A 13,728-nucleotide genomic window follows, 5' to 3' on the forward strand; every position below is an offset into this window, starting at 1 on the left:
TGCCTAAATTTATCTCTCTGTGATACAACGCCAGTTTTTGCGCCTGCCAAACTTTAAACAACTTTTTTTCTCATGATTTTTGAGGATGACTGTATGAAAACAATTGATACTTTTTTATATGAATTGCATCAGCTGGACGTAAAATTATGGGTCGATGGCGATCGCCTCCGCTATCGTGCCGCTAAAGATGTATTGAGTTCAGAAATGCTGATTGAACTCAAAGACCGCAAAACCGAAATCTTGTCATTTTTACAGAAAGTTAGTGCTGCCAAAGTTGCCAATCTACCCCAAATAGTCACAATCTCCAAAGATGGCAGTTTGCCCCTATCTTTCTCCCAAGAACGCCTCTGGTTGCAGCATCAGTTAGAGCCAGACAGCCCCATCAACAATATGCCCTATATCTACCGTCTCCAAGGTAAACTCAACCTGGAAGCTCTAGAATGGAGTCAAAATGAGATAATCCGGCGGCACGAAATTCTACGTACTACTTTTGCGATCGTTGATGGGCAACCGATGCAGCAGATCAAGCCTGAAATGAGCTTGCCTTTAAATGTGACAGACTTACAAAAACTGCCCCCCGAACAAATCGAAACTGAGGCAAAACGCCTCGCCGAAGAAGATATTCGTCGTCCCTTTGATTTAGACAAAGACCCTCTAGTACGTCTGAGCCTGTTTCGCCTCCACGTAGACGAATATATTCTCATCGTCAATCTCGACCGGATTGTCTGTGATGGCACTTCTTGTGATATTTTCTTTCGAGAATTAGTCGCCTTGTATCAAGCGTTTTGTGCCAATCAGTCCTCCCCATTGCCTCCACTACCAATTCAGTATGGAGACTTTGCCCACTGGCAACGCCAATGTTTGCAAGGGGATCTGCTTAAGCCGGAGATAGACTACTGGCAGCAAAAACTCAGTGGTGATTTATTTCCCTTGCCACTAACTACTGATTATCCCCGTCCTCCAGTTTTAAGTTATCGTGGGTCTCGCAGTTATATGATGTTGCCACCATCTTTAAGCGATGCCCTAAATAACTTCAGTCAACAGGAGGGATGTACCTTATTCATGACCCTGATGGCAGCATTTAAAGTGCTGCTTTATCGCTACACAGGACAAGAAGACATCCTGCTTAGTTTTTCCCACGGAGGACGCACTCAGGTAGAAGTAGAACAACTCATAGGCCCTTTTACCAAAACTTTGGCATTGCGTACTAGCCTTAAGGATAGTATCAGCTTTCGCCAATTCCTGAAACAAGTCCGCAATGCTGCCCTAGAAGCTGATACCTATCAAAATGTGCCTTTTGAGAAACTAACTGACGAACTAGGTAAAAAATCTCGTTGGGGACGTTTACCTTTATTGCAGGTACTATTTGCGCTCAACCCCCCTTGGAAGGGTGAAAATAGTTTATCCAAGATAGAATTGCCAGAACTCACCATCACTTCTTTATTTGGTTATGTCTACGTCGGAGAAACCAAGTTTGATTTGAGCCTCGTGATGCGAGAAACAGATCAAGGGTTGCGAGCAGTGTTTGAATACAATCAGGATTTGTTTGAAGGATCTTCCATCGCGCGGATGCTGGAATGTTTTCAAGTGCTGCTGGAAAATATCGCTACTAACCCAGATTGCAGTCTTGCCAAACTGCCACTACTGAAAACTGAAGAAAAGCAGCAATTATTGGTAGATTGCAACAAAACTCAAGTAGATTACCTTACCACTGAATGTCTACATCAATTATTTGAGGTACAGGTCAAAGACAACCCTAATGCGATCGCTCTCATAGTCGGTCAGCAACAGTTGACTTATGCAGAGTTAAACCAGCGAGCTAATCAACTAGCCCATTATCTGATCAGTTTGGAGATTAAACCAGAAATACTAGTAGGCATTTGTATACAGCCATCCTTAGAAATGGCTGTGGCGATTTTAGCTGTCCTCAAAGCAGGTGCAGCTTACACCTTACTCGATCCAGTTGATCTAAAAAATGCTCCAATTTCCCTGTTATTAACTCAAAATGGTTTACCCATCTATGATGGGAGAGTGATTAGCCTAGACACTGACTGGCCAGTCATCGCTGCCCATAATTCAAAAAATCCTATCACTCAGGTAACATCTGCAAACCACGCCTGTGTAATGTATTTACCTAGTCTCACGGGACCAACCAAAAGCATAGTCCTTAACCACAGCAATTTGGTTGGTCATAGTCTAGCAATTGATAAAACTTGGCAATTGACCAACCGCGATGGCGTTTTGGTATTTGCGGCTAAACATCATCATGCAATCATCGAATCCCTCTTCCCCAGTTGGATTAGTGGTGCAACTGCGGTGCTTCAACCGCCAAATATCGAAAACTCCATCCCAGAGTTTTTAGAGTTGATAGCTCAACAAAAAATTACTGTGGTTAATATACCTACTGCTTTTTGGTATGAGTTAGTTAATGATTTAAACCTATCGCCACAACCCTTACCCAATAGTCTACGTCTGGTCATGGTTGGTGGAGAAAAAGTTGCACAAACAGCTTATCAAACTTGGGTAAAACTATTTGGGGAGCAAGTGCAATGGCTCAATGGCTATGGTTCAATGGAAACCACACTTACGGCGACTGTTTATAGCCCAGAAAGTGCTACCATGTCTATTAATCAGAAGACAGAAATTCCTATTGGTAAACCCATTGCCAATACTCAAATTTATATCCTTGATCATTTATTACAGCCCTTACCAATAGGCGTTCCTGGGGAAATTTATATTGGTGGTATTGGTGTTGCTCAAGGTTATGGGAATCATCCTGAATTAACTACTAAGAAATTTATTCCTAACCCCTTTGAGGAATCAAAAGGTAAGAGACTTTACAGAACTGGAGATTTAGGCCGTTATTTACCAGATGGTAATATCGAGTATTTGGGATGCAGTGATAAACAAGCCAAAATCAACGGTTTTCGCGTGGATTTAGGAGAGATAGAAGCTTTAATCAACCAACATCAAGCCATCACTCAAGTGGTAGTAACGGCTGAAACAACTCCTAGACATCAACGTTTAATTGCTTATATTGTCCCCCAACCAGAACAGACAATTAACAGTGAGGACTTGCAAAGTTTTCTGGCTCACACACTGCCAGATCACTTAATACCTTCAGATTTTGTCTTCCTAGAATCTCTACCTTTAACTGCAAATGGTGAAGTTAATCGCCGCGCTTTACCTAACCCAGAAGTATTGACCCCCCAGTCATCATTAACCTATGTAGCACCTCACACACCTGTAGAACAGCAATTGGCAGAAATTTGGGCAGAGGTTCTAAAGTTGGAGCGGGTAGGAATCCACGATAATTTCTTTGAGCTAGGTGGTCATTCGCTTTTGACTGTGCCATTAGTAAGTAAAATTGAGGCGTGTTTTGGCAAAAAGATACCTCTGAGTACAATTTTAAGCTCTCCTACGATTTCACAATTAGGCGAATTTCTTGCTCCATCACCAAAAACTATCTCTAATCGGGATGTAGTTGTCCTACTGAGAGCAGGAGATAAAACACCTCCTGTCTTTCTGATTCATGATGGGGATGGTGAAATATTACTCTATCGTTCTTTGGCTTATTATCTACAAACAGGCACTCCTGTGTATGGCGTTCAACCCTATGATAGTGATGGACTTCCCATCTTCCATACCCGGATTGAAGATATAGCAAGTTATTACATTGAGCAAATTCGTCAGGTGCAACCCCAGGGTCCTTATTTCCTAGGTGGTCTTTGTATAGGGGGTGTCTTAGCCTTTGAGATAGCTCTGCAACTGCAAAAGCAAGGGCAGAAAATCGAGATGCTTGCGCTGCTAGATTCGGCAGATGTTGAAGTTCCTAAACGAACCGATTATTTTACTGAGCAGCGTTTAAACAGGGTTACAACCATGCTCAAAAGCAATACCTATCTTAAACTGCATGAACAGTTTATATATGCGTTGAAGCAAATCAGTCAAAAAGCTGTCAACTTGACTATTTATGAGTCACAAAAGCTAGTAGAGCAGATTAGCGATCGCATTCAGCTCATATTATTGAGCTACTCTTTAAAGAAAGATATCCCCTTACCCGAATTTTTGCAGAGCCTTTCTGTGCGAAAAGTGCTGATGTGGGCGCAAAAACGCTATGTACCTCAAGGAATGTGTGTAGGAGATTTACTGCTCTTCAGGGCGATGAAAAAAACTAGCATCTTTGATGGCACATCAATTGATGATACCCCTACAATTGAACTCGTCCTTGATCCTCTGTTGGGTTGGGGTAAACGAGTAACAAAGGAAGTTGAAGTTCATGATGTACCTGCCGGGCATTCTAGTATGCTGCAAGAACCGTATGTTCAGTTAGTAGCTGAGAAAATACAAGCTCATATCAATGCAGTTAGAACAGATTAGACGCTAGTAGATATATCTAATTTGACAATCCCACAGCTTAAAGCCGTGGGATTCTTGGTTTACAAGAGAAGAAAGAAAGCAGTTCGTCCTGGTGTTGCAGAGAGGTCAGGAGGGGAGTAGTATGAAAGAAGTTTAAATCTCCAGTGAATTCTCAATTCACTGGAGATAAATGACTCAGTAAGCACCACTATTTTTATTAAACACAATGGCAACAGTTTTGAAAATTAGCTTCAAATCGTACATCAGACTCCAGTTTTTTTGATAGAGCAAATCTAAGCGAATTACATCTTCAAAACTGCGGACTGTAGAACGTCCATTCACTTGCCATTCTCCAGTCATTCCTGGTTTTACATCCAAACGCTGCCATTCCGGTACTTCATATTGTTCTACTTCATCGGGTGTAGGAGGTCTAGTCCCTACTAGGCTCATATCTCCTGTCAATACGTTCCAAAATTGTGGTAACTCATCAATGCTGGTTCGCCGAATAAATCTACCTACACGCGTAATTCTGGGATCATTTTCATTCTTAAAAAAAGCACCCTGTACTTGATTTTTAACTTGGGATTTTTTCGCTTCTGCATCTATACACATAGAGCGAAACTTCCAAATTTTGAACGGCTTTCCCATCCAACCACAACGAGTTTGACCAAAGAAAATGGGTCCTGGATTGTCAATTTGAATAGCAATTACCAGGGGAATAAATAAAACTCCTGTGATCACCAAACCTATTAAAGCCCCGATAATATCTATAAATCTTTTAATCCAGGATCCTACAGAGGGATGAGTCGTCGGTAGTTGCTCTTTATCGGCGGCTATAGGCAATTTTTCATTACTAGACTCAATAGAAAAAACTGTATCTAGTCCAGTCAAATTGAGAACTGCTAAAACCTGCGGTGTAACATTCCGTAGGAACATGAGAATTCCCTTTTCTTGGGTGGTTTTCCAAGTAGCAATTAAAGCTCCTAAACCACTACTATCCATAAAAGTGGTTTGCTCGAAGTCAATAATAACTTCCCTGGGATGAGTCTCTCCTTGAATTATCTCTTGGCAGACTTGCTTCAAGCTTACTGCTTCAAATACGCTAAACTTCCCAGGTATCTTTATTGTGAATGTTGAGCCTGATCTTGTGATGGGAAAATTGACCTCGCTTAGGTTGCTAGTTACAAATGTCGGCACTATCGCTTCCATATGATTTAATCTGCTAAATATTTATGTGTGGAAAATTACTTAATGCTCTATCCAGGCTTCAAGAGCTACCTGTTGTACTTAACAATACCATATTTTATTTTTGCAAATGTGAGATACACGGATTTTTTCAAGGCAAGATTTCAATTTATCGTTACTACCAATCTAGTACAAACCCATAAACCTTGGGTAAAGTACAGATTTTTACAAACCTATGTTATGAATTTAGGAAAAAATATAAAGATTTTACTGATAACAATATAAAATTTTAGTAAAGTGCAGATATTTTTGAGCAACCTTTCAAAGTAACCTTTAAAACATGGTATCTTAGTACTTGGGTAATTACATAAGTAAAAATGATTGTAAGTTTAAAAGGAAAGACTATTTACAATAGTCGAAGATTTATTTTATCGTGAGTTTTTTGTAATTGTGAAGAAATGGAAAGTCAATTAGCCAAGTCATGTTGTAAAAACACCAAATTACCTTTGTGTACAGGTTATGTGAAAAGTGTTTTTCTGTGATGTTAAGCAACTACTTATCCCTCTAACCCCCATTTTTAAAGGAATTAGGTGGTAGTCTGATTACCATTAAAAATATCGATTAGACTAAGAGGTTGTTTGAAAAGTTTCAGGAGGTATAAAAATGTCATTCTGACTGGAGTCCTGAGCAAAGTGTAGGAACTGGAAGGTTCGCGCAGCGTTCCGCAGGAAAGAATCTAGGCTTTGTGGCACATACCGAGATGTTACCCTGCGGGAAGGCTTTCAGCAAACATTCCGCTACTCTCCATTCAACATGACAAAGAAACAGACTTTTCAAACAACCTCTAAACAGTAAATATTTTCTAACAAATAAATTAGTTCCAATTTCGAGAGTATTTATGAAACAATCCAAGGTGCTGAATGTGGCTATCAACAACATCACAATGATGGAGTTGTTGCAAAAGTTAGAATATGGCGGTGTTGTGTTCACTCCCAACGTGAATCACATTATGCAATTACAGAAAAAACAACAATTTTATTCTGTTTATCAAAAAGCTGATTACATAGTTTGTGATAGCAAAATTGTGTTGTACGCTTCTCATTTTTTGAATAATCCGGTCAAAGAAAAAATAGCAGGTTCAGATTTGTTTCCAGCTTTTTGTAACTATTATCGGCACAATGAGAATATTAAAATCTTTTTACTGGGTTCTCAATCAGAAGTAGTTAAGACTGCTCAAAGAAAAATTAATGCGAGAATTGGGCGTAATATAGTTGTCGCAGCCCATTCACCATCCTTTGGATTTGAGAAAAATGAGCAAGAATGTGAGGAAATTATCAATCTCATCAATGCTTCAGAGGCTACGGTTTTAGCAATTGGTGTAGGTGCTCCCAAGCAGGAAATTTGGATTGCTAAATATAAACAACAATTAAAGAAAATCAAAATATTTTTGGCTATTGGCGCAACCATTGATTTTGAAGCAGGTTATGTCAAGCGATCGCCACGATGGATGAGTGAAGTGGGGCTAGAATGGCTTTATAGACTAATTAGTGAGCCTAAGAGACTGTGGAAACGATATGTTTTTGATGCTATCCCCTTCTTACTTTTGATATTGCAACAAAGACTAAACCTTTACAGTAATCCTTGGTCAGATGCTCCCCAAGGCGATATCGACAACTGGAAGAAGAAAACGTTGTCAAAAATATTTCAGATCAGAGACCAAATTACCTCCAGTAATGAGGACTTACAGATGACTCCAGAAAAAGAAGCCGCTCTGCAAGAACATATACAGGCGATCGCCAAAATATTATATGAAGATGCTCCCGTCGAAGAAACGACTACCCTGGCAGAAATCGAACAAACTGTACAGAAACAGATCCAGAAATATGTAATACCAGAGGTAGAAGTTTTATTAGCCAAATCTTCATAAGCCTTATATAGTTAACATTACATAGTTAATACTGTGCAAGTATTACCAAATCAAGAATCCATAAAGGATACGCAGTAGATAGCAACTTCTGTTTCTTTGTAAAGAGTTCGAGGTAAATGAAACAATTTGCCCTATGGTCAACAAGATTTGTTAGGTTATTAGACATCATGAAAAAGTAGCTAAGTAGATGAGGGTATTATAGATATAATATACAATGTCATTGCGTTCCCTACGCGATGCTGACGTGTATCTTGACTCCCAAGGTGTTACTCCTAGAGTCTTGTAGAGAGAAACGAAGCAATCTCAGTCTTTGTGATTGCTTTATCCCGCGTCGCAAAGATACCTTACATTTAATCATGCCTACCTACTTAGTGAATTATGTATGTGAGTACACAGAGCAGGGAAAAGTCCAAAAGCAACTTAAAGTTATTTGGGGTACTTTTCTCATTAGTTCTAAATTTTGCTCAAAGGTATTAATATAATCTAGAGCTACTCATGTCAAAACTTTCTGAGATATTTATAACCTGTTCATAAATTAAGTAACTTGTATGGAGACTACGAACTTTACCGAAGAAATAGATATTCAAAAATATCTGCTGGTTCTCAAACGTCGCTGGTTAGTCATTGCAGGAGTTTTTGTTGTTTTTGCTACATTGGGTGGAGTTATTTCTGTCAAGCAACCTAGAAGCTATGAAGCAACTGGTAAATTGCTGTTTCAAATGAATAGAACCTCATCCTTGACTGGAATTGGAGGAAAAATAGGAGATTTAGAATCAATAGGATCTAACCCTCTCGCCACACAATCTTTGCTAGTCAAGTCTAAACCCATCCTAGAAGAGGTAATCAGTTCACTAAATCTAAAAGATGAAAAAGGCGAACGGCTGAAGCTTGAGTCAGTTAATATTAAGGTTGAACCAATTACAGGCACAGACGGTCTTACAGTTGGATATGTATCTGAAGACCCCTACTTGGCAGAAGCTTTAGTAAACCAGGTGATGAAGTCTTACATTGCCAATAATATTTTGACTAACCGATCAGAAGTGATGGCAGCAGGTGAATTTATTGCCAAACAATTACCAGGAGCTAAGGCGGAATTAGAGGAAGCTCAAAAAGCATTTCTACAGTTTAAAACTCAAAATAAGATTGTCAATCTCCAAGAGGAAAGCAGTGGGCTAGTAAAAAATACGATTAGCATTGATGCTGACTTAAACAATGCTCAGGCTCAACTAGCAGAGGCAATTACACGAGAGAAACAAATACTTAGTCAAATAAATTTACCAGCAGATAAAGCCATAGAAATTTCCTCCCTCAGTCAAGCTGCTGGTGTACAAGAAGCCTTAGTTGAACTTCAGAAAATTCAAACCCAGTTAAAAGTTCAACAAACACGTTATACAGACGAAAACCCAATTATTATTAACCTCAAAAATCAGGAAAAAGCCTTAAATTCTTTATTGGAAGAAAGGATTACTGAGTATGTAGGATACCCACTTCAGATTCAAACAGCTAAATTACAAGTTGGCGACATAAAAAGACAGTTCTCTTTAGAATTAGGACAATTGCAGTCACAACGCTTAGGATTAGCAAGAAGAATTACATCTTTATCTAATCTAAAATTAGCTTATAATCAGAGACTAGCAGCAATACCAAATCTAGAAAAAAAACACAGAGAGCTAGAACAAAGGTTATTAATCGCCCAAAAGAATTATGAGAATCTTTTGACAAAATTTCAAGAAATTAAAATAATAGAAAGCCAAACTATAGGTAATGCCCGTATTTTAGAATATGCTGAAGTTTATAGTAGTCCAACAGCGAGTAGAAGGAAAACATTAATTTTAGGAGCGGCAGTATTCGGAGGATTATCGTTTGGGGTAGCATTTGCATTTTTAGTCGATATAATTGATAGAAGAATTAAGACTGCCAAGGAAGCAGAAGAGATTTTTAGGTATACTTTGTTAGGGCTAATTCCTGCTTTTGAAAATAGTAATATTACGCATAAAGAAAACTCAGAAAATACTGCTTTTAGTGAAACTACCAGACGAGTGATTGTGGAAACTTCTCCTCGTTCAATGATTCACGAATCATTTGGTATGCTTCAGGCTAATTTAAAGTTTATTAGCTTAGATAAAAAAATTCAGACAATCGCAGTTACAAGTTCCATTGCTGGCGAAGGAAAATCCGAAATTGCTGCCAATTTAGCAGCAGTTATAGCTCAGACAGGACGACGAGTATTGTTAATGGATGCAGATATGCGTCGCCCATCTCAACATCACCTATGGAATCTAATCAATTCCATAGGGTTAAGTAATGTTGTGGTAGATCAAGAGTATCTCTCAGACACAGTTCAAGAAGTTACTCCAAGCTTATCTGTATTGACAAGTGGAGTTATACCACCTAATCCTCTGGCTTTGATTGATTCAGAGGCAATGAAGAACCTCATTGATAGGTTGTCCAGAAAATATGACTACATAGTTTTTGATACGCCACCTTTACTTGGTAATGCTGATGCAGCAGTTTTAAGTAAGTTAGCAGATGGAGTTCTAGTAGTAGCAAGAATTGGTTTTGTAGATTCAGCTAGTGTAACTGCTGCCAAGTCTTTATTGTCACGCTCTGAAGTAAATGTTTTGGGTATTGTTGCTAATGATGTCGATATTTCACAAGAACCTAACTACCTTTACTACCACAGTTCATCCTCGGAACAGAGCGTTGCCAAAGTCAGTTCTAATAATACTATTATGAAAACTTAATTCTCAATGATTAATCATACTTAAGGTGATAATAGCAACAAAATATACTTTATCAAGTAAGCAAGAATAAGAGCTTAAATTATGAGTGCATCAATAGAGTTAGAAGGAGATATCAACCAAAAACAACTTCCCCAGTTAAATGTTTGGCAGCAGATTCAAGAGGATTGGATTGCTCATGGACGAGACTGGACTAAACCAGGATTTAGGGCAGTAGCATCTCATCGTTTGGGAGTATGGATAATGGGTATTAAATCCAAGATATTACGCGCACCCTTTAGTCTTCTCTATAAAATGCTATATCGTAAGATTCGTAATACTTATGGTATTGAATTACCTTATACAGTCAAGCTTGGTCGCCGAGTGATTATTGAACATCAAGGAGCGATCATAATTCATGGCTATTGTTCCATAGGTGATGACAGCATTATTCGTCAAGGTGTGACTTTAGGCAACCGTTATCTTGAGCGTCCTTTTGATGCTCCGCAGTTGAGTAAACGGGTTAATGTTGGTGCTGGGGCCAAAATTTTTGGCAATGTGACAGTAGGAGAAGGCGCAAATATCGGTGCTAATGCCGTAGTGCTTGAAGATGTTCCAGCAGGAGCTACTGCTGTTGGTATACCTGCAAGAATAGTTAAGGCTAACAAGAACTAAATTATATCAAATAAAAAAATGACTATTAACCAATGCTTAAATTTATTGACTTATTCGGTCTTATTAGTAAGTGCAGTATGTTTACTAATTTATGAAACTTGGATTCGATTTGACTATAGCGGGATATAGTACTGTACATTCAGAAGTGAACTTTAGTAATTTGCCAAACTCATTTTTAGTTTTTACATAACAATCTGAATTATGAAACAGGGAATTTTCTTAGTTATGCCCGGGCCATTTCGGATAGTCGAAGGACAAATAAAGTTGGATGATCAAGCTTGCAAAGGTTTAGTTCGCTGGGTAGAAAATTTTGATCGCGTTGTTTTAGCTTGCCCTGTAGTACCAGAACACCTTGTTGCTACCAGCAAAACTTCTATTATATGGCAAGCCATCACTGATTTACCCTGTGCAGATAGAGTGGAATTAGTTCCATTGCCTTATGCTTATAAAATTCAAGATTTCATTCAGACTTACAAAACTACCAGTCAGCTATTAAGTGCCAAGATACAAGAGTGTCAGTATCTTTGTTTTGTACTCAGTGGAGTTATAGGAGATTGGGGAGCTATCGCTTGTTTAAAAGCTATCAAACTCAAACGCCCTTATGCTGTTTGGACAGATCGGGTTGAATACGAAGTCATCAGTAGAACTTTATTGAAACAAGAGTCACTGAAGACAAGACCACTAAAACAGTTACTCAAAAATTTGTTGTTACTACCATTGCTCAAACCTTACCAGAGATATTTATGTCGTCGTAGTCAGTTGGGTCTTTTCCAAGGACAAGATTGCTATTCGGCATATTCATCTTTCTGCAAAAATTCCTATTGTATTTACCAAACTCACACGCAAAAGTCAGATCAAATTGATTCTTCCAACCTTAACTTAAAAATTCAATCATTATCACATGGTGAACCATTGCTGATTTGTTATGTAGGAAGAGCGACAGAAATGAAGGGTCCATTGGATTGGTTGCGAGTAATACACCATCTTTGTAAAGCTGGGATTCATTTGAAAGCTACTTGGGTAGGTGATGGACCACTTCTTTCAGATATGAAGTCTCTTGCTGATAAGTTAGGTATTGCCGATAAAGTTCATTTGACTGGATTTGTTGGTGATTACAAACAAGTTTTGGAATATATGAAAAAGCATCATATATTTTTATTCTGTCACAAAACGCCAGAATCTGCTAGATGCTTAACTGAGTCTTTAGTTTCTGGTTGTCCTATTGTCGGTTATAGTAGCCTCTATCCAGAAGAAATTGTGTCTAAATATGGTGGTGGTGTATTCGTACCGATTAACAACTGGCAGAAGCTAGCTGATGTGATAGTGGAACTCAATTCAGACCGAGCAAAATTAAAAGAAATAATTCTAAACGCTGCACTTTCTGGTCAACAGTTTGATGAGCAGTCTTTATACCAAAATCGCAGTGATTTAATTAAGCACTATCTAAATATAAACTATTGCTAATGATGTCGATATTTCACAAGAGCCTAACTACCTTTACTACCACAGTCCATCCTCGGAACAGAGCGTTGCCAAAGTCAGTTCTAATAATAGTAGTAAGAATAGTGAAGGCTAATAAGAACTAAATTATATCAAATAAAAAAATGACTATTCACCAATGCTTGAATTTATTGACTTATGCGGTCTTATTAGTAAGCGCAGTATGTTTACTAATTTTAAGTTTAGTTCTGTTTGTAGAATGTATTGCGGCTCTCTTTCCCACAAATTTGCAAATTCATGGACACAATTGGCAGGATAAAAAAGCAACAGTTTTGATTCCAGCACACAACGAAGAAACATTAATTTATTCAACACTATCAGATATAAAGTCGCAGTTAACAACTCAACATCAGCTAGTTGTAATTGCAGATAATTGTACTGATAAAACAGCAGAAATTGCTCGTGGAGTTGGTGCTACAGTCATTGAGCGTGACGATCCTATTCATTTGGGCAAGGGGTACGCTTTAGATTATGGCTTGAGATTTATAGAGCCAGATCCACCAGATATAGTTTTGTTTTTTGATGCCGACTGTAAAGTTGAACCAGGTGCGATTGAGAAGTTAATTCAGTATGCGATCGCCACACAACATCCTGTACAAGCTACCTACTTAATAGAAAAATCAAGCAATCCCAGTCCCAAAGAATCAGTATCAGTATTTGCCTTCAAAGTCAAGAATTTAGTTCGTCTTCGCGCTTCAGCCAGCCTGGGACTTCCTTGTTTGTTAACTGGAACTGGTATGGCTTTTCCTTGGTCTGTAATTCGTTCAGCTGATTTAGCCAGTGGTTACATAGTGGAAGACATGAAACTGGGCTTAGATTTGAGTATAGCTGGATATCCTCCCATATTTTGCCCAGAAGCCAATGTTACTTCCCCATTACCACAACAAACACAAGCCGCTAAAAGTCAAAGAACCCGTTGGGAGCATGGTCACTTAAAGACGCTACTCACCTATGTACCCATGCTCATGGAAGCATCAGTAAAGCAAAGAAGGTTAGATTTATTTTTCAGTGCCCTAGACTTGAGCATTCCACCTCTATCTTTGTTAATCATGATGTGGTTATCACTGATGACAGTTTCTTTACTTTTCGCTGCATTAACAGCATTATGGCTGCCAGCAGTTTGTTTAGCTACAGCTGGTTGGTTTTTGCTGAGTGCGATTCTCATCGCTTGGATGAAATTTGGGCGTAATGATTTACCTTTGTTGCAACTTTTAATTATCCCTGTGTATATTTTCTGGAAAATTCCTCTTTATCTCAAGTTTCTCATTCAACCTCAAAGCTTATGGATTAGGACACAAAGAGACTCAGTAAAAATTTCCGACTCATAGTCGATTTCAGTATAAAGTGAAATAATGTTTCACT

7 protein-coding genes are annotated in these 13,728 nt (G+C 38.6%); 6 read left to right on the top strand and 1 reads right to left on the bottom strand.

Annotated features, from left to right (window positions below; genetic code table 11):
* The first annotated feature begins 93 nt into the window (after positions 1-93).
* Entirely contained in the window at positions 94-4,380 is a 4,287-nt protein-coding gene (locus L6494_RS07585; protein WP_237993374.1) for a non-ribosomal peptide synthetase, read from the top strand.
* A gap of 174 nt (positions 4,381-4,554) precedes the next feature.
* On the opposite strand, the gene L6494_RS07590 is transcribed toward L6494_RS07585, so the two are convergent.
* Complete coding sequence (locus L6494_RS07590) at positions 4,555-5,568, bottom strand: anti-sigma factor antagonist (RefSeq protein ID WP_237993382.1); 1,014 nt, start codon at positions 5,566-5,568, stop codon at positions 4,555-4,557.
* A gap of 874 nt (positions 5,569-6,442) precedes the next feature.
* Here L6494_RS07590 and L6494_RS07595 point away from each other — a divergent pair.
* The 5 genes from L6494_RS07595 (at position 6,443) to L6494_RS07620 (ending at position 13,694) form a co-directional block, all read left to right on the top strand.
* The gene (locus tag L6494_RS07595; RefSeq protein ID WP_442946985.1) at positions 6,443-7,471 is read left to right on the top strand and encodes a WecB/TagA/CpsF family glycosyltransferase; all 1,029 of its coding nucleotides are present in this window, start codon (positions 6,443-6,445) and stop codon (positions 7,469-7,471) included.
* A gap of 548 nt (positions 7,472-8,019) precedes the next feature.
* A complete protein-coding gene (locus tag L6494_RS07605; RefSeq protein ID WP_237993391.1) occupies positions 8,020-10,215 on the top strand; it encodes a GumC family protein in 2,196 nt (731 codons plus the stop codon).
* A gap of 81 nt (positions 10,216-10,296) precedes the next feature.
* On the top strand, positions 10,297-10,866 hold the full coding sequence (locus L6494_RS07610) for a serine O-acetyltransferase (RefSeq protein WP_237993393.1): 570 nt from the start codon (positions 10,297-10,299) through the stop codon (positions 10,864-10,866).
* 225 nt (positions 10,867-11,091) lie between these two features.
* Entirely contained in the window at positions 11,092-12,330 is a 1,239-nt protein-coding gene (locus L6494_RS07615; RefSeq protein WP_237993395.1) for a glycosyltransferase, read from the top strand.
* A 140-nt stretch (positions 12,331-12,470) separates the two neighbouring features.
* Positions 12,471-13,694 (top strand): glycosyltransferase family 2 protein, encoded by a 1,224-nt coding sequence (locus L6494_RS07620; RefSeq protein WP_237993398.1) that lies wholly within the window; start codon positions 12,471-12,473, stop codon positions 13,692-13,694.
* Positions 13,695-13,728: the final 34 nt, after the last annotated feature.

The organism is Nostoc sp. UHCC 0870 (assembly GCF_022063185.1).
Taxonomy (GTDB): Bacteria; Cyanobacteriota; Cyanobacteriia; order Cyanobacteriales; family Nostocaceae; genus Trichormus.

Bases quoted from the DNA above. Each gene is read 5' to 3' on its own strand.
- L6494_RS07585 (WP_237993374.1), top strand. From the start codon at position 94: ATGAAAACAATTGATACTTTTTTATATGAATTGCATCAGCTGGACGTA.
- L6494_RS07610 (WP_237993393.1), top strand. From the start codon at position 10,297: ATGAGTGCATCAATAGAGTTAGAAGGAGATATCAACCAAAAACAACTT.
- L6494_RS07605 (WP_237993391.1), top strand. From the start codon at position 8,020: ATGGAGACTACGAACTTTACCGAAGAAATAGATATTCAAAAATATCTG.
- L6494_RS07590 (WP_237993382.1), bottom strand. From the start codon at position 5,568: ATGGAAGCGATAGTGCCGACATTTGTAACTAGCAACCTAAGCGAGGTC.
- L6494_RS07615 (WP_237993395.1), top strand. From the start codon at position 11,092: ATGCCCGGGCCATTTCGGATAGTCGAAGGACAAATAAAGTTGGATGAT.
- L6494_RS07595 (WP_442946985.1), top strand. From the start codon at position 6,443: ATGAAACAATCCAAGGTGCTGAATGTGGCTATCAACAACATCACAATG.
- L6494_RS07620 (WP_237993398.1), top strand. From the start codon at position 12,471: ATGACTATTCACCAATGCTTGAATTTATTGACTTATGCGGTCTTATTA.